Genomic DNA, 23,049 nt, shown 5'->3' on the forward strand with positions numbered 1-23,049 from the left:
AGTTACCTTTAAAGCCCCTCGCATATGATTACGGCATTTTCTCCACGTCCATATACAACACATTCCATCGATGACCATCTAAATCAATGAACCCCGCTCCATAGAGCCATCCATCTGTTAAGCCAGGTTTCGCATAGATTTCTCCCCCTGCCTTTTCCACGTTCTCTATCATTTCATCTACTTCTTCACGATCTTTCGCTCCAATTGAGAAAAGCACTTCCGTCGCTTTCATAGAATCCGCTACTCTGTGATGGGTAAACGTTTCAAACTTTGAAGAAGGAAACAGCATAACCTTCGTCCCTTGAGCACCGATCGCTACTTGAACGCCGTCTCCTATGGTCTTAGCAGGAAATCCGACCTTTGTAAAAAAAGCTTTCGACTTTTCTACATTTTGCACAGGAAGGTTCATCCACAAATCAGTCGCCATCTCTACTCCTCCTTAAAAGCTTTACTAAATAAACTTCTTTGGGTTCCTCACCTTAAGAGAAAGGATCGTACCGCAATTAACACAGAAAGAAGCATCAACTGGGGAACTTTTTGCAAATCCTTTTTTCTTAAATAATGAGCCGTAGCCAGTAAATTCTCCTATTCGTGTTTCTTTTTCGCCACACTCAGGGCAACTTTTTTCATTTTCCTTCATCGTTTCATACCCTGCATTTTTTTGACTTGATCAGCATGAAACGGAGAATCTACCACTTCACTAACCACGCTAAAAGGATTATCATCGATGTCAAAGAAATCAAAACATGTCATGCCTCCAAATTGTTCTAGCTCATTCGTTTTAACACCGCTCTTATTGAGCTGCTCATTAAAAGCTTCAATATCATCAACAAGAAAATTGAAATAGCTATTCCGACGTTCTGCTTTGACGTGAAATTCAGTTGGCTGAACGTTCTCCACTTGTACTAACGCAAGCTGAGTCGAATCATTTGGAAAATAGAAGCCGACACCTTCAGCCAATCCTTCTCCCCACTCTTGAATTTTATGAATACCTAGATGCTTTTCATACCATTTCACTGATTTTTCAAGATCCGTAACGGGTATAAAAATACTGCCAACTCGAATCATAAGACCAACTCCCTTTTATGCTCACACTTTCTAGCAAACGCTTATGACTATGCTGTTCCACTAGACATATTTCTTTTGATTCCTCTTCTACTTTTCCATATTCGTTGTTCGAATCCCTTTCTTTCCCTCCTCATATGTAAAGGATTTCAAGAAAATCTTTGACAATTACGATGAATTCCTGTAAATTATCAAATGGACGAACATTTAAATTAAATTAAAACGTATTATTCGTTTTTAGGAGTGAATCTCATGGAAAACGTATTCGATTATGAAGATATTCAACTAATTCCCGCTAAGTGTGTCGTAAACAGTCGATCAGAATGTGATACTTCCGTTAAGCTTGGCAAGCATACATTTAAATTGCCAGTTGTACCTGCAAACATGCAGACGATTATTGATGAAACAATTGCCGTTACTCTGGCTGAAAAAGGATATTTCTATGTGATGCACCGTTTTGAACCGGAAAAGCGTATCGCTTTTATTCGAGACATGAACGCTCGTGAGCTCATCACATCTATTAGCGTCGGCGTCAAAGAGGAAGAATACACGTTTATTGAACAGCTTAAAGAGCAAGGCCTAGCACCTGACTATATTACGATCGATATTGCCCACGGGCATTCGAATGCGGTCATTGAAATGATTGGTCATATTAAGAAACATCTCCCAGAAAGCTTTGTGATTGCTGGTAATGTTGGCACGCCTGAAGCTGTCAGAGAGCTAGAGCACGCAGGCGCTGATGCAACGAAAGTCGGTATCGGACCAGGTAAGGTGTGCATTACGAAGATTAAAACCGGCTTTGGTACTGGTGGCTGGCAGCTCGCCGCTCTACGCTGGTGTGCCAAGGCAGCAACAAAACCAATCATTGCAGATGGCGGGATTCGGACGCATGGCGATATCGCCAAGTCCGTTCGTTTTGGTGCTTCGATGGTGATGATCGGTTCTCTCTTTGCAGGACACGAAGAATCACCTGGTGAAACGTTCGAACGAGATGGCAAGCTATACAAAGAATACTTCGGTTCTGCCTCTGAATTTCAAAAAGGCGAGAAGAAAAACGTTGAAGGTAAGAAAATGTTCGTTGAGCATAAAGGAGATCTTCAAGACACGCTAACAGAGATGGAACAGGATCTTCAATCGGCCATTTCTTATTCAGGCGGAGACAAGCTTGAATCGATTCGTACGGTAGATTATGTTGTAGTGAAGAACTCCATTTTTAATGGGGATAAAGTATATTAATGAAGTGGATGCAGCTGCTAATATGCAGCTGCTTTTTTGTGTCATCATGATTATAGGCTTATTTCACTATTTTTCTCAGATAGGCATGTGTAAAAAGATTCAACTTTATTGAAGTGAAAGGGGATTTGAATGTGTTACACGAAAGGTTTAAATTGAAACGACCATTCAGTTAATTAAACGGAGGTGAACAAAATTAAGTAGAGTCCCTTCATCAATGTCTTTTAGTTGAAACTATATTTGATCATACTAAACAAAGAGGAGATGATGAATTGAAACAAACACTGAAAAGCTGCTTAATCATAACACTGCTGTTCCTCCTTATCTTCCCCCCTCTCACTTCTCATCAAGATGCAAGTGCAGATAAAACAAACAGTACTCTCTCAACAGAGTTAAATGAGATCCTATCAAATCAACTTCTAGATGGCGCAATCGCAGGGATAAGCGTCCGAGCAGCTAGTACAGGTGAATTAATCTATGAGAACTATGGTGAAACCCGGCTCACTCCTGCCTCTAATATGAAATTATTCACCGCCGGAGCTGCACTTGAAACACTTGGTCCAGACTACCGGTTTAGCACTGAACTGCTCACTGACGGAAAACTCAAAAACAATAACCTTAAAGGAAACATTTATCTAAAAGGAAAAGGAGACCCTACCCTTCTTAAAGAAGACTTTGATGAACTTGCACACTCTTTAAAAGAAAAAGGTGTACATAAGATACAAGGTAATCTTATAGGCGATAACAGCTGGTATGACGAAGAAGCTCTCTCACAGGATATGGTTTGGTCGGATGAAGACAACTATTATGGTGCCAAAGTTTCAGCATTAACAGCTTCACCAAACGAAGATTACGACGCGGGTACGATCATTGTTGAAGTTTATCCAGGAAAACAACCTGGCGATCAAGCTAATGTTCAACTTTCACCTTCTTCCGATGTCCTAAAAGTTGAAAACCGTGCCATAACAGTCAAAGCGGACAAAGAAGCCGAATTAACTATTTCACGAGAACATGGATCGAATACAATTTTAGTAGAAGGTGAAATTTCTGAAGATGTCTCACGTAAGCGTGAATGGATTGCGGTATGGGATCCCCCGCAATATGCACTTAGCTTAATGCATCAATCACTAAAAGAAGCTGGAATTAAATTCAAAGGTGACATCCAACAAAGCAAAACACCTGAAGATGCGACTCTTCTCATTGAAAAGAAATCCATGTCATTATCGGAGCTTCTTATTCCATTTATGAAGCTAAGCAATAACGGTCATGCTGAAATATTAGTGAAAGAGATGGGGAAAGTGAAGAAAGATGAAGGCAGTTGGGAAGCTGGGTTGGAAGTTGTGACAGACTTTCTTCAAAAGCAAGGCCTTCACACCGACGATATACGTCTGCGAGACGGTTCAGGTATCTCTCACGTTACATTAGTTAAACCAAATCAACTTTCCGAATTTCTATTTAACATCCAAAACGAAAGCTGGTTTGACCCCTTTTATCGTTCTCTTCCAATTGCAGGCGATTCAGATCGATCTGAGGGCGGTACACTACGATATCGTATGAGAGATACAGCTGCAGAACAGATCGTCCATGCCAAAACCGGATCATTAACCGGAGTCTCTTCCCTCTCAGGATATGTGGAACAAGGGAACGGTCTCGTCTTTTCCATTTTACTGAATCAATTTGTTGAAGAAGATGACATCAAGGACATTGAAGATGAAATCGCTATAGTGCTGGCAGAATACTCTACTGAAGGAAAAGAATAAGATTCACAGGAAATCGTTCAGTTTGGAAATGCAAAAAAGAAAATTGAAGCACATGATGTCCCCAGGGTTTCACCTTAATTTTTGGGGGCATCTTTTTTATTCTAGAGAAATACACTTCGTTAAAATCGCTGCTATACCATTGGGGGAAATAAGCAGGATATCATAATGACAATAATGCTATCGGAACCGCTCTTTTTCGCCATTTTAGGGCAACATTCATTATGTATTCTCCTTTTAAAATAAATTTCAATGTTTATCTAAAAGATTTCTTTTTGAGAAACATCACATCACTAAACGCGATGCCCATCGCTAGTCCAAATGAGGTGAAAAATTCATATCCGGTTATCTCCGATGAAGTAAAATATGAGAACAATAGATTCATAACGCTTAGACCCGCAAACCATTTGAGAAATGTGCCTGCCCTCTCTTTTAATTCGTACTTGTTTAACAGTCTCATTTTCCAAATAGTTAAAACTACAAAGTACAAAATAGAAAGAAAAAAAACACCTAAACACCAGAGCACAATTTCGCTTGAATACGCGTAGTCATCTCGCCAATAAATAAAGATCATCACTGTTCCTATACTGATCAATATGAGACAAAACATCACAACAGAAAGCCGATTAGATTTTGTCATTATAGTTAACACCTCCTCTTTCCATTTTTTCACTTATACGTTATTTTGTCATTGTAAAGTTATAAAATAAAAAAGCCATTCCTATTTTGGAAGTGGCTTTTCACTAAGATTTATTCTTTTGAAAATCGAAAGACAAAAGAACCTAGCGTCATTCCGATCAGACTTAAAAGCAATAGCTCAACGGATGCTAAGTACCATTCCCCGAGCAATACCACTTGCAACACGATACAGAAAAGCAGTGCCGCTCCCATAAGAAGAGAGAAGTGATAGGATTTGCTATGCTTCCTAGTAAAGCTGATTATCCACGCCGGAACATTGCCAAGCTCAAACAATACGATCGTAATAAGGGCAATCGCTACCCAATGTTGGAAAGGGAGAATCCGCTGCCATTCCGGTGGATAACTAGAAAAAATGCCCTAGATAGCTAACATATGACGCCTGTCGAAATGGCTCCGAGTGCTAATAATAGACTGTATAACCCAGCTATATCCCCAATTGATCTTCTCACCATTTCGTGCTCTCCCCTTTATCTAGAACTACATCATTTCAAAAAAAGTTCCATTCAATAGCAGCACAATATCTCCGATCAAACCGATACAGAAAAAAATAAAGTAGTAGCTTGCTTTCGTAATCGTTTTATTAAAAAGCTCTTGAAAGGCTTGAATAAATAGCTGCTCAAATTTAAACCAGCTTAAGATCCAACCAATAAGTAAGAAGCTAACAATTGTCATGCTTCACATCCCTCCCACTTTTGGCGAAACGTTCAATCGATCTCTTTCATTTAATCATATGATCTAAATAACCTACTCTCTCATAACGCAGATAATCTAAAAAAAGTTCAATCGCTAGTACAGCTTATTTACTGCGCTAACGAATCGAACTTCTTTCATCAAAATACTGGCTGCTATTCTTTTTGATCGGTAATGAGCATGTGTCCTGGCGCATGCGTGACCATCATCTCAGGCTTCACGTTTAACCCAACATATTGAGGTGTAACGCCACACGCCCAGAAAACCGGGATTCGCTCTTCTTCGTCAAAAGGGGTAAATTCCCCGTAATCCGGATTCTCTATGTTTTCAATTCCTATTTCTGATGGATGGCCCACATGAATCGGCGCTCCGTGCGCAAGCGGAAACTTCGATGTGATGCGTATCGTTTCATCGAGCTCTTCTTTCTTAATCGCTCTCATGCTTACAACCATCTCCCCATTGAAGCGACCCGCGTCTTCACAAGGAATCGTCGTTTGATACATCGGAACAACGCGGTTCATTTCCTGATGCAATAAGCTGATCCCTTTTTCAACGAGCGCTCGCTCAAACGTAAAGCTACACCCTAACAGAAATGTAACGAAATCATCTTGCCAGACGTCTTTTAAATCAAGTACTTCCCTTTCTAGCTCGCCATTTTTATAAATGCGATACTTCGGCAAATCTGTTCGAATATCAGCATCAGCGATACGCGGCGTAACCTGACCTGCCTCAAGAACATCCACGACAGGGCAAGGCTTTGGGTTGCGCTGACAAAATAGAAGAAACTCGAACGCATACTCGGCCGGAAGTGTAATCATATTTGCCTGTAAGTAACCATCACATTTACCTGAGGTCGTTCCACTATCTAGATTTTCACGATACTGCTGTCGCTGTGTATAGGGTTCCAACACGTCATCTCCTTTATAGCTCTTTATAGATCTCAAGAAACTTTGTATTAAAATCACCTTCAACGAACTTCTCATGCCTTAGTAATTTTTGATGAAAGGGAATCGTTGTTTTCACACCTTTGATCATAAATTCACTGAGTGCCCGCTTCATACGCTGCATCGCTTCCTCACGAGTAGCGCCATATGTAATAAGCTTCGCTACCATCGAATCATAGAACGGAGGAATCATGTAGCCTGGATATACGGCTGAATCAACTCTCACGCCAAAACCGCCTGGAGGTAAATACGTTTCTACTTTCCCAGGTGATGGCATAAAACCGTTCTCAGGATCTTCTGCATTGATCCGGCATTCGATTGACCATCCCTTCAAACTCACTTCATCCTGTGTGAGGGAAAGTCTTTCACCATCGGCCACTTTAATTTGTTCTTTAATCAAATCAACGCCAGTGACCATCTCTGTTACGGGATGCTCCACTTGAATTCTAGTGTTCATCTCCATGAAATAGTAGTTTCCATTAACGTCATAAATAAACTCCACCGTTCCTGCCCCAGCGTAGTTCACAGCTTTAGCTGCTCGAACAGCTGCATCTCCCATCGCTTCACGTATCGATTGATCTAAAGCAGGTGAAGGTGTTTCTTCAACGAGCTTCTGCATACGTCTTTGAATCGAGCAGTCTCGCTCACCGAGATGAATCACGTTACCATACAAATCTGCGATAATTTGAATTTCTATATGGCGAAAATCCTCAATGAACTTTTCAATATAGACACCCGGATTACCAAACGCTTTCTCTGCTTCCTGCTGCGTCATGTTAATCGCTTTAATCAGTTCTTCTTCCTCATGTACGACGCGAATTCCTTTGCCGCCACCGCCTGCTGTTGCTTTAATAATAATGGGATAGCCCATTTCATTCGCAAGCTCAAGCGCTTCTTCTTTCGTTTCAATAATGCCGTCTGAGCCAGGAACAACTGGAACACCTGCTTCTTCCATCGTCGCTCGCGCAACATCTTTCGTTCCCATGCGATTAATGGCTTCTTTACTAGGACCAATAAACGCAATGTCACAGTCTTCGCAGATCTCTGCAAAACTAGCATTTTCTGCAAGAAAACCGTACCCCGGATGAATAGCATCTACGCCGCTATTTACGGCAACCGTCATGATATTTCCAACATTTAAGTAGCTTTCACTTGAAGAAGTTGGGCCAATACAGTAGCTCTCATCTGCTAATTGAACATGAAGCGCATCTCGATCCGCCTCTGAATATACCGCTACAGCCGTAAGGTTTAGCTCGTGGCAGGCGCGAATAATGCGAACAGCGATCTCGCCTCGATTTGCAATTAGTACTTTCTGAATACCCATCTGATCCCTCCTATTCTGGCTTTACTAAGAATAGCGGTTGACCAAATTCAACAAGGTCACCATTCTCCACAAGAATTTCGATGATTTCTCCATTCACATCTGCTTGCACGTCATTGAACATCTTCATCGCTTCTAGTACACAAACAACGGTTTCTTCCTGAACGGCATCCCCTACTTGGATAAAGGCGGGATCATCAGGAGAAGGTGAAGAGTAGAACATCCCTACCATTGGGGAAGTAACAGTATGAGTGCTTTCTGAGATCTCTTCCTCGTCTGGACTCGGAATAACATTACCTTGACCGCGCTCCTCTACAGCCGTTGGTGTGATAGTAGCAGACTGCTCTTCTCTTTTAACTTGACCTTCTCCGTAAGGATTCTGGTTTTTCACTTTTACTACGAAGCTATCATGCTCATAATGAACCTCATCTACAGTTGAACCATCCACATATTTAATCATTTCAATAATTTCTTTTGAACTTAACATGTTGTATTCTCCTTTATCGACGGGGATTAGACACTTTACCTAACGTACGCATAAAACGATCATTCTCTTCATAAGCTTCTTGCGCTTCTTCTACAGTTACTTCACGAAAACGAATCGTACTACCTGGCATCGCTTGAGCGAGATATGGAATGTCACTTGAGATAACAGTCGCGATTCGTGTATAACCGCCGGTTGTCTGACGATCAGACATAAGAATGATTGGATCGCCACTAGCAGGCACCTGAATACCGCCAAGCGGAATCGCTTCAGAAATAATATCGGCCGAGCCCGCGTGCTCGATTTTCTCACCTTTCAAGCGAAAGCCCATTCGATCTGATTGCGGCGTCACTTCATAAGGTGTAGATAGAAAGGTATCGGTCCCTTTTTCAGTAAAAGCATGAGGGCCCATGACAACGCGTATATCGAGCTCTTTATGATAATCAGGAATTTCTTCCGGATGAAGGGCACGCCCGCTAACTCCTTTGATTTCTTCTGCACGACAGAGCACGTCACCTTTTTCAAGAGCTCGGCCTTCAATACCGCCAATCCCTGCTTTTAAATAGGTTGACTTACTACCCATAACGAATGGAACATCGTAGCCCCCTGCGACGCTGATATATGACCTTGCTCCTGAAAGCGGCTGCCCAAATTCAAGCTGATCCCCTTCTTTTACTTCGAAGCTCTTCCACATTTGCACCTTTTCACCGTTCACCTTTGGGGAAAGATTACCGCCACAGATTGCTATAACAGCCCGATTTAACACTTCTAATACAGGACCCATAACCGTTACTTCTAGAACCGCTTCATTCCCTTTGTTACCAACAAGAAAATTAGCAATTTTCATGGAAAAAGAATCCATAGCTCCTGATACAACAATGCCGTACTGCTGATATCCTTTTCGCCCATCGTCCTGAATGGTGGATAAAAGACCTGATTTTTTCACTTTAAATAGTGAGTTAGACACTGGCATTCACTCCAACACGTTTGATCTCTATTCCATTTTCCTCGATACGTTCTCTCAATTTCCGAACAAAAAGCAGCGCCTCAGGCTCATCTCCGTGCACGCAAATCGTATCAGCTTGAATACTAATATCGCTGCCATTGACGGCGGTTACTTTCCCTTCTGTTATCATGCGAATGACTCGTTCCACAGCTTCGTCCGCATCATGAATCATCGCATTCGGCTCCGTTCTTGGAGTCAACGTACCATCTTGTTGATACGTACGATCAGCGAAAACTTCTTCCGCAACGGTTAACCCGCATGCTCTTCCTGCCTTCACTAATTCGCTTCCTGCTAATCCGTATAAAACGAGGTCCGGGTTAACGGCATAGATAGCGTTTGCAATCGCTTTGGCAATAGCAGCGTCTTTCGATGCTTTGTTATAAAGCGCACCGTGAGGCTTCACGTGATAAACAGTGGCTTGATGGACATTCGCAACACCCTGAATGGCACCGACTTGATACGCGACGAGGTTATATACCTCATCAGGTGACACGTTCATATCTCGTCTGCCAAACCCTCCAAGATCAGGAAATCCCGGATGTGCACCAATGGATACCCCTAGAGACTTTGCTAACTCGACTGTTTTCATCATGACATTATGATCTCCCGCATGATAACCGCACGCGATATTGGCTGATGAAATAAAAGGAAGAACATTCTCATCATTGCCGATTTTGTACGCCCCAAAGCTTTCTCCTAAATCACTATTTAAATCAACTGACTTCATGATATCCCACCTTCTTCTCTTCGGTTTCAACAACATACTCTCCACGCCTAATCGCTTCTTTAATTTCTAGAAATTCTTTTTTACTAACAGAAACAAAACGTAAGTAATGTCCTGATTCTAATAAAATCGGAGACTCACTTGTCGGGTCATACAGCTTAACAGGCGTTTGTCCAATAAGCTGCCAGCCACCTGGTGACTCTAGCGGATAGACGCCCGTTTGAGCTCCAGCAATACCAACAGATCCAGGTTCTATCTCAGCACGTGGGTTTTCACGTCTTGGCGTTGCGATTTCTTCAGACATTCCTCCCAAATAAGGAAATCCAGGGACAAAGCCCATCATGTAAATGAGGTAATCTTTATCTGCGTGAATTGAGATGACTTCTTCTTTACTTAATCCGTTATGCTCCGCTACAAATTCTAAATCGGATCCTACTTCATCCCCATAATAGGTTGGGATGATATAAACAAGAGAAGCAGATTCTGCTTCTCTTCCATGTTGTTGTTCGTTCATTTCCTCAAGCTTTTCTTTCAGTGTACTGTAAGAAATTTTGCTTGGAAGATAATAGATCGTTAATGTTGTGTAAGCAGGCACCCATTCTTCCACTCCATTAATAGGGTGCTGCGCTAGTTCGTCTGCAAACATTCTTATTTTCTGATTCGTTTCTTCTGATATTTCGGTCCCAAATACAAGCTGAATGCCCGTATCACCTAGGGGATAATATTCAAGTTTCACACATGTTCCTCCTAACAATTAAGAAAAAAGCTGTGGCACTTTATCAATAAGCGTAACAATCGCTAAATAGGCTGTAATAAGGAAGACGAACCCCCCAAAGATCGTTAACCAAAGCGGATGCTTGTAATCTCCTACGATTGATTTCTTATAAGCAGCTACTAGCAGTGTTCCAAGAGCAACAGGTAAAATCAATCCGTTAAAGGCTCCAGCAAGGATCAGTAACAGAACCGGCTTTCCAATGAAGGTGAAAATGATCGTCGATACGGCAATAAATCCAATCGTTACTCCGGAATGATGACGATCCACTTTCTTCGATAGCGTTCTTAGGAATGATACAGATGTATACGCCGCACCAACGACTGACGTAATCCCCGCAGCCCAAAGAACAATACCAAACATTTTATAACCAATTGCCCCTGCAGCTTGTTGGAAAACAGAAGCAGGCGGGTTAGCTGGATCTAGTTTAAATCCTGTTGCAACAACACCTAACACCGCAAGGAATAGAAAGACGCGCATAATCGACGCAATTAAAATTCCTGAAACGGAACTTTTCGTCACCTGGTGGAGGTTTTCTTTACCTGAAATCCCCGCATCAAGCAAGCGATGTCCCCCTGCAAACGTAATATAACCGCCAACTGTTCCACCTACTAATGTAATAATCGCAAACACATCAATTTTATCTGGGGCAAATGTATGTGTAATCGCATCTCCGACTGGTGGATTACTTTGGAACGCCACGTACAATGTAAGTAAAATCATAATTCCACCGAGGATTCGCGCGATTTTATCCATCGCTACGCCAGCTTCCTTCGAAAGGAAAATCCCGATCGTAATCACGCCTGTAATCGCCGCACCGATACGTGGATCAATGCCAAACAAAACATTCATCCCAAGTCCGGCACCACCGACGTTCCCGATATTAAAGGCCAGTCCACCAAGCGCTACGGCGAAGGCAAGGAAATAGCCAAGTCCAGGGACAACCATATTGGCAATGTCCTGTCCTTTCTTCTTAGAGACAGCAATGATTCGCCAAATATTAGCTTGTACACCAATATCTAAAATAATGGACATTAGAATAACAAATCCAAAGCTTGCTAGAAGTTGTTCGGTAAAGACAGCCGTCTGGGTTAGAAAACCTGGTCCAATAGCTGATGAACCCATTAAGAAAGCCGCGCCAAGAATAACGCCCCACTTGCTTTTCGTTGGACGATTCTCTATTGATAATGGTTCTTTATTTTTCGAAGCCATCAAATTCCCCCTTTTTTATATGATTCATCCGTTACATGAATCGATGCATTTTTCTCTTATCTCTACGATATCACGTAATTTTCAGATAATTTTATAAGATTCCGCACAAAAAAACCGCCCATATCGGGCGATTTCGCTCATGTTATATCATATTTATCGATTCGACGCTGTAGAGCATACCGACTGATGCCTAGCAGCTTACTTGCCTGCGTTATATTCCACTTCGCATCTTGAATCGCTTTCTCAATATATTTCTTTTCGATTGATTCAATATGATCTTCTAATGAAAAATCTCGATCGAAGACGACCTCTTCAATTGATTTCGATCCTTCTACTTGTCCTTCAACTGGGTTCAAGAAGTCAAAATGATGAGCGGCAAGCTCATCTTCTCGATGTAAAATGGCAATGCGCTCGATCGTATTTTTGAGCTCTCTAACATTCCCCGGCCAATCATAGTTCAACAGTCGCTTTTTCGCATCCGCTCGGAGCATTGGCGTTTCTTTCCTCATTTGCTGACAAAATTCATTTAGGAAATAGTCTGTTAGCATGACAATATCATTCTCACGTTCACGTAAGGGAGGTAGCTTCACCGGTACGACGTTCAATCGATAATAAAGATCGGACCTGAACTCCTTCTCTTGTATCATTTTTTCAAGGGAACGGTTCGTTGCGGCAATCACACGAACATCCATTTCAATATCGTGCACACTGCCAATTCGCTTAATCTTCTTATCTTCTAAAAAGCGCAAAAGCTTTACCTGAATATCGAGTGATAAATCACCGATTTCATCAAGAAATAGTGTTCCGCCATCTGCCCATTCCATTAACCCGATCTTCGGTTGAGATTGATCTGGTGCACTATTTTTTTCTCGACCGAAAAGTTCCATTTCAATGAGATCTGAAGGTATACTCGCACAGTTCACCGCAACAAACGGTCCTTCATGACGATGACTTTGTTGATGAATGCTTCTTGCCACAAGCTCCTTGCCTGTCCCGGTCTCTCCTCTAACGAGCACGGTCGTATCATTGCTTTCTGCAATAAGAGAAATTTTGTCTTTCAACTCATTCATTTGGTCACTTTCGCCGATCATTCGAACGAGCTTGGTTCTTCTCTCCTCTTCTCTATATCGCTCTACTTCTTTTTCAAGATGGTGCTGCTTCATCCATTTTTCCAGGGTGATTTTCAGTTCTTCGAGCTCAAAAGGTTTTGTTAAATAATCAAAAGCTCCTTCTTTGATCGCACGAACGGCCGTCTTTGCATCACCATACGCCGTCAGCATCATCACAGCCATTTCGGGGTAATGCTCTTTCCACTTGTTCAGGGAATCAAGACCATTCCCATCAGGTAAGCGAATATCTAATAGCAGCACTTGAGGACTAAATTCATCCACTAGCGTCCAGCCTTCTTCAAGCGTTGAGGCGACTCGCACTTCATAACCTTCATCTTCAAGAAACATCTGGAGTGTAAGACGAAGCGTTGTTTCGTCGTCAATAATCCCTACTTTCACAGCCATCTAAACCTCCCCCTTCCTCGTTGGAAATGTGATAAAGAACGTCGTGCCTTTTCCAAGGGTACTTCTTACATCCATTTCCCCGTTATTCTGAACGACTAGCTGATGGACGATCGACAAACCAAGCCCTGTTCCTTCAGAACGAGTAGTAAAGAATGGATCAAAGATCTTCTCCATCACAGAATCTTCCATACCTACGCCATTATCTGACACCGTCATCGTTACATTCGCTCCGCTCTTGTAACTTGAAAGCATCAGTTTGCCGCCATCAGGCATAGCGTTGATACCATTTAGAATTAAATTCAATAGAATTTGACGAACATGATCGCGGTCTACGATGATTTCATCTTCGTTTCGTTCAATCTCTAGCGTGACATTCTTTTCGCTCGCCATTGTCTTCATCAGTAAGACAAGTGAATGAAACGTATCATCTACATGAATGACAGAAGGATTCGTGTCCATTGGCCTTGAGAATTGGAGAATATTCGTGATGATTTTATTCACACGATCAATATCCAACATCATGTTCTCTGTCAACGCAAGCTGATCTTCTGACAACTCAAGTCTTCGTGTTAATAGCTCTGTCGTCGTTTTAATGCCAGCTAGTGGATTCCGAATTTCATGAGCAATTCCGGATGCCATTTCACCTAATGAAGCAAGGCGAGACATTCGCTCCACGCGCTGCTCTAATTTTCTTCTATGTGTAATGTCTTCAAATGTAATAATGGACCGCTGCTTTTCTGTTGTGTTTAAGACTTTATAACTCACCGCATAGAACACTTTCTCTTCATGTCGTTTATGATTCCAAATTTCTTCACTTCTTTTTTTCGTTTCGTGAATCGTTAATTTCTCAAACCGCTCTCTTAAAAGAGGGTCTTCCTTCATCATCGTCTGAGCCGCTTCATTGTAGACAGAGCTAGCTCCTTCTATAACAAGAACGATGCCTACGTGAACACTATCCAAAATCGTTTCATTCAACTTCTTTATTTTCTCAATTTGGACATTTCTTTCATCAAGTGTTTGCACCATTTCTTTTAAAGAGGTTGAAAGCACGCCGATTTCATCTTTACGATTTTCTTTCATATGAAGATCGTCCTCTCTCTCTCCAAGAGCAATCCTTTTGCAAAAAGCAGCAAGGTTTTTGATTGGTTTTGAAAGATGATAAGAAAGAATAATCGTAAACTGAACGGCAATCACACCTGTAAAAATGCTAATTAACAGCGTATATTTTTGAATATTCGGGAGTGATCCGGAATAGAAAGAGAATGTCAGCGGATGATAAAGTGTCCAGCTCCACTGCTCTAGCTGCTCTGTTAGTACGGTGTTTTCTGTCCATAAATTGGAGTTAGCTTCTCCATTGTACCAATCTATTTCATTAGGTTGAACGACTTCCCCCTCTGAAGATAGGGTTCCATCCTCTTCTTCTATATACAAACCTTTCGTTTCATTTATCATGATTTTGATCAATGACTTCGCATCTTCTTCACTCATACTTCCGTTCTGAACACGTTCATCCAGCTTATCCGCATAGCGATTAAGACTAATCAACTGTTCTTGAGCTGTTGCCTGTTTTAATTGTTTCTCAGACTGATAGCTCGACCACATCGATACAGCACCAATGATAAAGATCGGTAGCAGAACGATAATTAAGAAAGGGACTAATATTTTACGTTCAATAGAATGACGCATTAGGAAGATCTACCCCCTTTCCAAAAGAAGAAAAATCCTGCTATTGCAAGGGATGGGAGAACGGGATGATAAGTTGACTGAACCTCCTGTGGAATAAGAAGAAAGGCAATAAGATAGGTGATTAAGCCTCCGAAAGATGAACGAAGGGCATTTCGTTTCGCCACTTTCGTGTACAGGCCCCCGTATAAAGGGAAAAACAACGAAACGGCAATAATCCCCCATATATGTCCGCTAAATGGAACGATTCCCTCTGGCGGAGTAAATGCGATAATGAGAGAAAACGTCGCAAAAATGAAAATCATCCAGCGTGTCCATGAAATCACCTTTAGATCAATCGCTTTTTTCTTGCGGATCGGAAGCGTGATATCATACACAAAGCTCGTCGCCATTATAAGGAGCTGAGAATTAGCCGTAGAAATAGCAGCAGCGACAACGCTAATAAGCAGAACCCCCTTCAGAGGCGTTTGGAGTAAATACGTAATAATAAAAGGATAAATTTCATCTGTGCTACTAAACGAAACGTTAGGATCCAATACTCTTGAGCCTATACCTATTACAAAAATAGAAAAATAGATTAGAACTAAAAAGACCGTACTCGTGATAACCATACTTAACGCTACTTCTTTCGATCGAGACGAAAGAATCCGAACAGCATATTGAGGATTTGCCGCAACGCCAATGCCGAGTGATAAGAACGCACTTACTAACGCCCAGAACGATAAGCCTCCCTCAGGAAACAGAGCCAAATAAGAATTACCGCTTCGGTCAGCAATGGTTGATAGCCCCGTCACAAATTCAGATAGCCCTCCTATTTCGCTCACAATAAATAAAGCCCCTAGCATCGTTCCAAACAGGATTAAACAGAAATGAAAAATATCCGTGCGTGCAACAGAGTGTAGCCCTCCAAACGTCGTGTAGAGAACAAAAATATAGATCAAAAACACACTTACCGTATAAGGCACTTCAAGCATTTGACTAACCACAATACCGAAGCCTCGGATTTGGATCACAACGTATAAGAGATAACTAACACTAAGAATAATCCCAACCCAAATTTGCAGTAGCTTTGAATCATAGCGTACTAAGAAAAACTCTGGAACCGTTACAACGTTATATGTATAGAGTTTTGTTGAAATAAAAAACAAGCCGATTAATCCAAGCAACCAGGCGATTGCCGTTGTCCAAATAACGGCCATTCCCCCTTCATAAATCAATCCCGGAAGACCAAGAAGCGATGCTGCACTAAACCAAGTTGCGCAGAAGGACGCAATACTCGGAAATAAAGGCAGATTTCTTCCCGCTAGAAAATACCCTTTCAGCTCATCTGTTTTATCGAAACCGTGTTTCCCAAAGATAAGAATAACAATGGTGTAGATGAGGAAAACACCTAGATAAAGTAATTCATCCATTTGGCTCCTCCCTTCAAACGTAGTAAATCTATGGATACCTTAGCGTAAAATGGCTCATTCGTTTCAGGTTTCATTATATACAACATAACGTTGAGACACCAGAAACGAAGGAGTGATGGGGTTCGAACTACAAAAAAGGCCGCTACCTTTATGGTAACGACTTATTTGGTCTATTTAGTTAGTCACTTGGTTTATGAAACGTCTAAACGCTTGCTGACCCGCTTCATCTTGTTTAAATACTCCCGCATGTTCTAGAACAGTCGAGAAGGTGACACCAATTTCATGTCTAAGCGTGTCTCGTAACTGATCCTTCGAAAGGGATCCGTGTTTCTTTATCACCTTTTTAGCCCAGGGTACATGCTTCGCTACCACTTCATCATGTAATGCGCGATCAAGGTGTTGATCTTCTATATAAGAAGCGAGCTTTTCCATTTCGTCTACTAAACGCCCAGGTAGAACAGCAAGACCCATGACTTCAATCAATCCAATATTTTCTTTCTTAATATGATGCACTTCTTCATGTGGATGAAAAATCCCCATTGGGTGTTTCGCGCTCGTTCGATTATTTCGTAACACAAGATCTAACTCAAATTGATCTCCGCGCATTCTTGCGATTGGGGTGATCGTATTATGAGGTTCTCCATCTGTTTCATGTACTAAAGCGACATCGCGATCAGTATACCCTCTCCACGACGTTAGAATCTTATTCGCTAGCTCCGTTAGACGCTTCCGATTCTTTCCTCGCAAGCGAAGCACGGACATCGGCCAGTTTACAATCCCGATCGTCAAATCCCGATAGCCGTTAATGTGAACTTTTTCCTGAATCTCCGCTTTCGCCATTGGGAATTCATGATGCCCTCCTTGGAAATGATCATGACTTAAGATCGATCCACCGACAATTGGAAGGTCCGCATTGGAACCGATAAAGTAATGAGGGAACTGTTCAGTAAAATGAAGCAAACGATCAAAGCCTTCATGAGAGATTGTCATCGGACGATGGTACTCAGATAAAATGATTGCATGCTCATTGTAATAAACGTAAGGAGAATACTGCATGTACCAATTTTCTCCCTCAAGGTTCACTGGAATGATTCGATGCTGATCGCGCGCTGGATGATCAAGTCTTCCAGCATACCCAACATTTTCTTTGCAAAGCAAGCATTTCGGATAGGCTAAAGATGGATTGGCTTTCGCCGCAGCGATCGCTTTAGGATCTTTCTCAGGCTTTGATAAGTTGATCGTGATTTCAAGGTCACCATACTCAGTCTTACTATACCAATGTACATTCTTCGCAATTCTGTTCGTTCGAATGTATTGCGAATCCTTCGAAAGCTGATAGAAAGTACTTGTCGCTTTAATTGGACTGTCCCTGTAATCTTCATAAAACTGACGTATGACCTCTGACGGTCGTGGAACAATTGTATTCATAATTTTAGAATCGAACAGATCACGCTCAGTAACGGTGTCTTCTTCTATTAAACCTGTTATCACAGCATAATCCAGCATGTTCTCAAGGAAAGGTGTTGGTGTGTCGAGCTGCTCTTCAGGTGGATGTGGAAACGATTCAACTCCATTTAATTCAAAAAGATGTAGAAGAGCGTTTCGAGCGTAATCCGCATCAACCATCTCGATTAGCTGTTTTTGCAAACCATATTGAAGAAGACGCTCGATCTCTAAATAAATATTCGGTTTCTTTTGATGCCTCATATTCCTTCCACCACCCTGTGAGCACCGTCGCCGATTTCAACAACATAGAAATCTCCTTCAAGACCTGTTTGATGTTTGTAACTTACACCAACGTTTTTAATGAAGGCCTCGACATTATCCTTCTCCACAATACTAATCGTACAGCCTCCAAAACCAGCGCCTGTCATCCGTGACCCAACGGCCCCTTCCTTCCAAGAAGCTTCCACCATTGCGTCTAATTCATTGCCTGTTACTTCGTAATCATCACGTAATGAGACATGCGATTCATTCATAAGCTTTCCAAATGCCTCAACATCACCTTCGTTTAGAAAATTAACGGCTTTCATCGTGCGACGATTCTCATAAACCGCATGACGCGCACGTTTTCGAGTTTCAGCGTCTATAATCAAATGCTTGTAAGCTTCGAACTGCTCTTCTGTCACATCACCTAACGAGGTAACGTCAAGCTCTTCTTGCAAAGCTTTGAGTGCCTCTTCACACTGCATGCGGCGTTCATTATATTTCGAATCGGCTAGTCCTCTACGCTTATTCGTATTCGCAATAATCAATGCATGATCTTCTAGTCGGATAGGAGTTTGCTTATACGTAAGCGTGTCACAATTCAGAAGAACTGCATGATCCTTTTTCCCCATGCCAATTGCAAACTGATCCATAATTCCACAATTGACTCCAACAAACTCATTCTCTGCTTTTTGAGAAAGCTTTACCATTTCAACCATCTCAATTGAAAGATGAAAAAGATCCCTCAGGACAACAGCTGTGGCTAGCTCGATTGATGCAGACGATGATAGACCAGCTCCATTTGGGATATTGCCGTAGTAGGCAATATCAACGCCTTGCGGAATCGCATAGTCCTGTTGAAAAAGAGCGATAACCCCCTTCGGATAATTCGCCCAATCATCCTCGTCGCTATAAATGAGCGAGTCCAATGAAGATTCTATGATTCCATGACTCGGAAAGTTCATGGAATAAAACCTGACCTTCTGATCTTCACGTTTTCTTGCAACAGCATACGTACCAACGCTTAAGGCACATGGAAAGACGTGTCCCCCGTTATAATCCGTATGCTCGCCAATTAAATTCACTCGCCCAGGAGCAAAATAGAGAGCTCTCTCTCCTTCCTCTCCGAATTGTTCAATAAATTCCTGTTCAAGTTTCTTCATACTTCTCCACCTCTATTATTCTGATCCGTCTCGACTAATACAAATACGTGAGAAGAAAAATCTCCTGATTCTTCCAAACCACCCGTTTGTGATCCATCATAACCGCTTGATAATTGAATTCCAGCGTTCATTAATTCATCCCCAAAGTAAGTTCCTTCATAGCCACTTACTTCATATTCTTTCTCTGCAGCAAGCCCCTTCAAATACAAGCGTTTAAATGAGGGGTTAGGCTCCGCAAGTACTTGATAATAACCAACGATAGCTTTCGTTTGATCGCTTGATACACTCATCCAACTAGTGACATTTCCTTTCTGTTCAAACGGACTTCTTAACCGATAGAATGCTCCGTATTGAAGGAGTTGGCGATTCTCTTTATACCAGCGGATTTGCTCCGTCATTTCCTTCAACTCATCTTTATTCATCTTCGTCACGTCGAGCTCATACCCAAACGCGCCAAAGTAAGCGACATTCGCTCTTGTCTCAAGCGACGTAATTCGTTTCACCTGATGATTCGGCACAGCTGATACATGCGCTCCCATACTGCTCAGCGGATAAACCAACGATGTTCCATATTGAATGCTAAGTCGCTCCATTGCATCTGTGTCATCACTCGTCCACGCCTGTGGGGCGTAATAAAGCATACCGGGATCAAATCTTGCCCCGCCGCTTGCACATGATTCAAACAGGACGTGTGGAAAAGCTTCGATTAAACGTTCATACAGCTCATAAACACCTAGAATATAGCGGTGTGGTACTTCCGCCTGCTGATTTTTCAGAAGCGATAGCGAACCGATCTCCGTCATGTAGCGATTCATATCCCACTTCACATAGTTAATGTTCGCTTCATTTAAAATCGTTGCCATCTGTTCATAGATGTAATCCACCACTTCCGGATTCGCAAAATCAAGGACGAGCTGGTGCCGCCCAATAGAATTTGAACGTCCAGGTACTTGAATGACCCAATCTGGATGTTTTTGATAGAGTTCACTTTCTTTCGATACCATTTCAGGTTCAAACCAGAGTCCAAACAGTAGCCCCATATCATTCAGCTTTGATGCAAGATTTGGTAATCCTTCTGGAAGTTTCTTAGAATCCACAAACCAATCGCCAAGAGAGGTCCGATCGTCATTTCGCTTACCAAACCATCCATCATCCAATACAAACAGTTCGACCCCTGTTTCTTTCGCTTTTTCAGCAATGCTCAGTAGTTTTTTCTCATCGAAATCGAAATACGTTGCTTCCCAATTGTTTAGTAAAACAGGACGTTCCGCATCACGCCACTTCCCACGTGCAAGACGAGATTGATAGAGATCATGATACGTTTGACTAAGTTCATTTAACCCATGTTTGGAATAAGCCATCACCACTTCAGGTGTTTGAAAACTAGCGCTACTTCCTAACGTCCATGAGAAATCAAATGGATTAATTCCCATTGTCATTCTTGCAGTTTGATAGTGATCCACTTCAACCTGCGCCTGGAAGTTCCCACTATAGACGAAGCTAAACCCGTAGACTTCTCCAGTATGTTCCGTTGTCATTGGTCTTTTTAATGCAAGAAACGGATTGTGCTGTGCACTACTAGTTCCACGAGTACTTTGAATGCTTTGAATACCTGGGCTAAGCTTCCGTTCGGACATATGACGCTCTCTCGACCACGAACCTGATAGCTGAATCATTTCATAGTCCGCATCTGGAAAATCAACTGAGGCACTATGTGCTCGTTTGATTACGTGAGTCTCTTCTCCATGATTTGTAAACAACGCAGAGCGAGTGATGACATTTCTTCCATGGTAGACAGAGTACATCAAGGAAAGAGACAGATTCGTCACTTTATCGTACATATGAATCACTAACGTATCTGCCTCCCCATCGTCCTCAACATATGTAGCGGGTAAACCTGATAAACGAGGTTTTCCTTTTATTAGTTCATATGATTGATAGGTGAAATCTGAAATACGACTTCCATCTGGATGTTCGATTTGAAAAGCAGGCTCTCGATAGTCTGACGTTCCATACCCTGGATATTCCTGTTTAATTAAATCTAATGAAAAGGTTGAGTCATCATCGTACACGTAAGAGGAAGTCACTCTAGATTCTCGTTTAGATAAATGGCTGAAATCTGATCGATTTCGGATTTTCTTCCCAAAATACAGCTGTCCGAGCTGCCCATTTTTCATAACATGAAATACATAGCTGACGTCTTTTCCTTGTAAGTGAAACTGAAGTGTTTGATCATTAATCATGACTGGCATATACTTACCTCCGTCTTCTAATCGAAAACGTTTTCATATCCTCGTTTTCGTATCCACATCTAGTTTAAAAAAATCCCTATATCTGATCAATGGTAAATAAATTTAAAAATAATGCCTTTTATTGCTTAGACTTCTCTTCCTATATAAGCTAAAATGCTATTTAGAGTATGATTCATCTGTACGTTCTCATTAGACAAATGGTACTATTTTGCTTGTTAAGGAGGGGTCATATGGAAGAAAAGCCATTACAATACGGATCTTACGGCTATCGTTTTTCAGATCCTACACTTCAGAACATCGCCCAAATCTGGTCACTAGGATGGGATGAACAAACCACTTCTCTCTACGATTGGGACGGGACGAATAGACGTGATACCGGAAAATATATATTTCAATATACGATCTCTGGTAAGGGCTGCATCGACATTGATGGACAAAGTCATGAATTAACACCTGGTCAAGGATTTATCGTAAATATTCCAGGTGACTACCGCTACTATTTACCTGAAGATAGTGATCGCTGGGAGTTTATATACCTTACTCTCTACGGAGATGTCGTGAAAAAGTATTGGGATGAAATTCAAAATCAAATTGGACACATTATCCATTTCCAACCAAATTCGGAGCCGGTTCACTACTTACTTAATCTATTAAGTATGGCTTCAAACCGACAGATTTCTAATGCTCACCAAGCTTCCGGTAAGGCTTATCAATTCACAATGATGCTTTATACGTACTGTTCAAATCTAGAAAAACGGCTGTCTGAGTGGCCTGAGGCAATCGTGGAATCTTCGATGTATGCAATGAATCATTTTAGTGAAGAAATCGGCCCAGATGAAATGGCGGCTTCATCCGGCATGTCTCGTTATCATTTCACTAGGCAGTTCAAGGAATATACGAACCAAACGCCTATACAGTATTTAACAGATATTCGCATTAAAAAAGCAAAAGAGCTCCTATTGAATACCAAATATTCTTCAGAGGATATCGCCCTTCTTATTGGGTACAAAAATGCCAATTACTTTAATAAAGTGTTTAAAAAGGTGACAGGCACTTCACCAGGAAAATACCGAACGAACACAAATGTTTCGTTACAGAAATGAAAAACAGGACCGCCTAAGCGCGGTCCTGTTCTATTTTGCTACTTCAATTGTAATCGAGCGTTTGTCATAATTAATGGTCATGCTTTTCCCTGAAGCTACGAAATTTTCCAGAACATCCTTTGACAATTGCAGTGCAAACTGTGTGCGATCAAGCTTTTCTATATCAGCTGGGTCCACAAGATCCAGCTTTTCTTCTTGCTCGTTTACTTCCTTTTGAAGCTTTTCTAGAGATTCGTAAACGCTGTGATATAGCGATTCAATTGGCTCATTCGCCTTACTCATCCCACATCATCCTTCACTCCATTTGA

General features: G+C 41.7%; 21 protein-coding genes. 3 read left to right on the plus strand and 18 right to left on the minus strand.

The features are described from left to right. Positions 1 to 28: 28 nt before the first annotated feature. The gene (locus ABVF21_RS09610) at positions 29 to 427 is read right to left on the minus strand and encodes a VOC family protein (RefSeq protein WP_303530160.1); all 399 of its coding nucleotides are present in this window, start codon (positions 425 to 427) and stop codon (positions 29 to 31) included. A 209-nt stretch (positions 428 to 636) separates the two neighbouring features. Beyond that, complete coding sequence (locus ABVF21_RS09615; RefSeq protein WP_303530162.1) at positions 637 to 1,068, minus strand: VOC family protein; 432 nt, start codon at positions 1,066 to 1,068, stop codon at positions 637 to 639. Positions 1,069 to 1,317: 249 nt separating this feature from the next. On the opposite strand from ABVF21_RS09615, the gene guaC reads away from it, so the two are divergent. Then, a complete protein-coding gene (guaC, locus tag ABVF21_RS09620) occupies positions 1,318 to 2,301 on the plus strand; it encodes a GMP reductase (RefSeq protein WP_303530163.1) in 984 nt (327 codons plus the stop codon). A gap of 269 nt (positions 2,302 to 2,570) precedes the next feature. Further along, positions 2,571 to 4,058 (plus strand): D-alanyl-D-alanine carboxypeptidase/D-alanyl-D-alanine endopeptidase, encoded by a 1,488-nt coding sequence (dacB, locus tag ABVF21_RS09625; protein ID WP_371018114.1) that lies wholly within the window; start codon positions 2,571 to 2,573, stop codon positions 4,056 to 4,058. 253 nt (positions 4,059 to 4,311) lie between these two features. On the opposite strand, the gene ABVF21_RS09630 is transcribed toward dacB, so the two are convergent. From ABVF21_RS09630 to ABVF21_RS09700, 15 genes are all read right to left on the minus strand, one after another. Next, entirely contained in the window at positions 4,312 to 4,695 is a 384-nt protein-coding gene (locus ABVF21_RS09630) for a hypothetical protein (protein WP_371018115.1), read from the minus strand. Positions 4,696 to 5,231: 536 nt separating this feature from the next. Further along, positions 5,232 to 5,426, minus strand: coding sequence for a hypothetical protein (locus ABVF21_RS09635; RefSeq protein ID WP_226616210.1), 195 nt, complete (start codon positions 5,424 to 5,426; stop codon positions 5,232 to 5,234). 173 nt (positions 5,427 to 5,599) lie between these two features. After that, a complete protein-coding gene (locus ABVF21_RS09640) occupies positions 5,600 to 6,352 on the minus strand; it encodes a putative hydro-lyase (RefSeq protein ID WP_306558319.1) in 753 nt (250 codons plus the stop codon). 13 nt (positions 6,353 to 6,365) lie between these two features. Beyond that, positions 6,366 to 7,712, minus strand: a complete 1,347-nt coding sequence (accC, locus tag ABVF21_RS09645) for an acetyl-CoA carboxylase biotin carboxylase subunit (RefSeq protein WP_303530180.1) — start codon at positions 7,710 to 7,712, stop codon at positions 6,366 to 6,368. Between the two features lie 10 nt (positions 7,713 to 7,722). After that, complete coding sequence (gene accB / locus ABVF21_RS09650; RefSeq protein WP_303530182.1) at positions 7,723 to 8,196, minus strand: acetyl-CoA carboxylase biotin carboxyl carrier protein; 474 nt, start codon at positions 8,194 to 8,196, stop codon at positions 7,723 to 7,725. Positions 8,197 to 8,209: 13 nt separating this feature from the next. Further along, a complete protein-coding gene (locus tag ABVF21_RS09655; protein ID WP_303530183.1) occupies positions 8,210 to 9,160 on the minus strand; it encodes a biotin-dependent carboxyltransferase family protein in 951 nt (316 codons plus the stop codon). Then, the gene (locus tag ABVF21_RS09660; RefSeq protein ID WP_371018116.1) at positions 9,153 to 9,926 is read right to left on the minus strand and encodes a LamB/YcsF family protein; all 774 of its coding nucleotides are present in this window, start codon (positions 9,924 to 9,926) and stop codon (positions 9,153 to 9,155) included. The genes ABVF21_RS09655 and ABVF21_RS09660 overlap by 8 nt, the downstream gene beginning before the upstream one ends. After that, positions 9,913 to 10,659, minus strand: coding sequence for a 5-oxoprolinase subunit PxpB (gene pxpB / locus ABVF21_RS09665; RefSeq protein WP_303530185.1), 747 nt, complete (start codon positions 10,657 to 10,659; stop codon positions 9,913 to 9,915). Before pxpB ends, ABVF21_RS09660 begins: the two co-directional genes overlap by 14 nt. 18 nt (positions 10,660 to 10,677) lie before the next feature. Continuing rightward, positions 10,678 to 11,907, minus strand: a complete 1,230-nt coding sequence (locus ABVF21_RS09670; RefSeq protein WP_371018118.1) for an NRAMP family divalent metal transporter — start codon at positions 11,905 to 11,907, stop codon at positions 10,678 to 10,680. 137 nt (positions 11,908 to 12,044) lie between these two features. Next, entirely contained in the window at positions 12,045 to 13,421 is a 1,377-nt protein-coding gene (locus ABVF21_RS09675; RefSeq protein WP_303530186.1) for a sigma-54-dependent transcriptional regulator, read from the minus strand. Next, positions 13,422 to 15,107, minus strand: a complete 1,686-nt coding sequence (locus ABVF21_RS09680; RefSeq protein ID WP_371018119.1) for a sensor histidine kinase — start codon at positions 15,105 to 15,107, stop codon at positions 13,422 to 13,424. Next, a complete protein-coding gene (locus tag ABVF21_RS09685; protein ID WP_371018120.1) occupies positions 15,107 to 16,516 on the minus strand; it encodes a sodium:solute symporter family protein in 1,410 nt (469 codons plus the stop codon). Before ABVF21_RS09685 ends, ABVF21_RS09680 begins: the two co-directional genes overlap by 1 nt. Positions 16,517 to 16,690: 174 nt before the next feature. Continuing rightward, the gene (gene galT, locus ABVF21_RS09690; RefSeq protein WP_371018121.1) at positions 16,691 to 18,223 is read right to left on the minus strand and encodes a UDP-glucose--hexose-1-phosphate uridylyltransferase; all 1,533 of its coding nucleotides are present in this window, start codon (positions 18,221 to 18,223) and stop codon (positions 16,691 to 16,693) included. Next, entirely contained in the window at positions 18,220 to 19,386 is a 1,167-nt protein-coding gene (locus ABVF21_RS09695) for a galactokinase (protein ID WP_371018122.1), read from the minus strand. The genes galT and ABVF21_RS09695 overlap by 4 nt, the downstream gene beginning before the upstream one ends. Beyond that, positions 19,383 to 21,638 carry an alpha-galactosidase gene (locus tag ABVF21_RS09700; RefSeq protein WP_371018123.1) on the minus strand — a complete coding sequence of 752 codons (2,256 nt, stop codon included), beginning with the start codon at positions 21,636 to 21,638 and terminating at the stop codon, positions 19,383 to 19,385. Before ABVF21_RS09700 ends, ABVF21_RS09695 begins: the two co-directional genes overlap by 4 nt. A gap of 230 nt (positions 21,639 to 21,868) precedes the next feature. Here ABVF21_RS09700 and ABVF21_RS09705 point away from each other — a divergent pair, with 230 nt between their 5' ends. After that, complete coding sequence (locus ABVF21_RS09705) at positions 21,869 to 22,741, plus strand: AraC family transcriptional regulator (protein ID WP_371018124.1); 873 nt, start codon at positions 21,869 to 21,871, stop codon at positions 22,739 to 22,741. Positions 22,742 to 22,771: 30 nt separating this feature from the next. Here ABVF21_RS09705 and ABVF21_RS09710 read toward each other — a convergent pair whose 3' ends face one another. Beyond that, the gene (locus ABVF21_RS09710; RefSeq protein ID WP_303530196.1) at positions 22,772 to 23,023 is read right to left on the minus strand and encodes a hypothetical protein; all 252 of its coding nucleotides are present in this window, start codon (positions 23,021 to 23,023) and stop codon (positions 22,772 to 22,774) included. Positions 23,024 to 23,049: the final 26 nt, after the last annotated feature.

It is taken from the genome of Pseudalkalibacillus sp. JSM 102089 (assembly GCF_041366475.1).
Classification (GTDB): Bacteria; Bacillota; Bacilli; order Bacillales; family Guptibacillaceae; genus Guptibacillus; species Guptibacillus hwajinpoensis_B.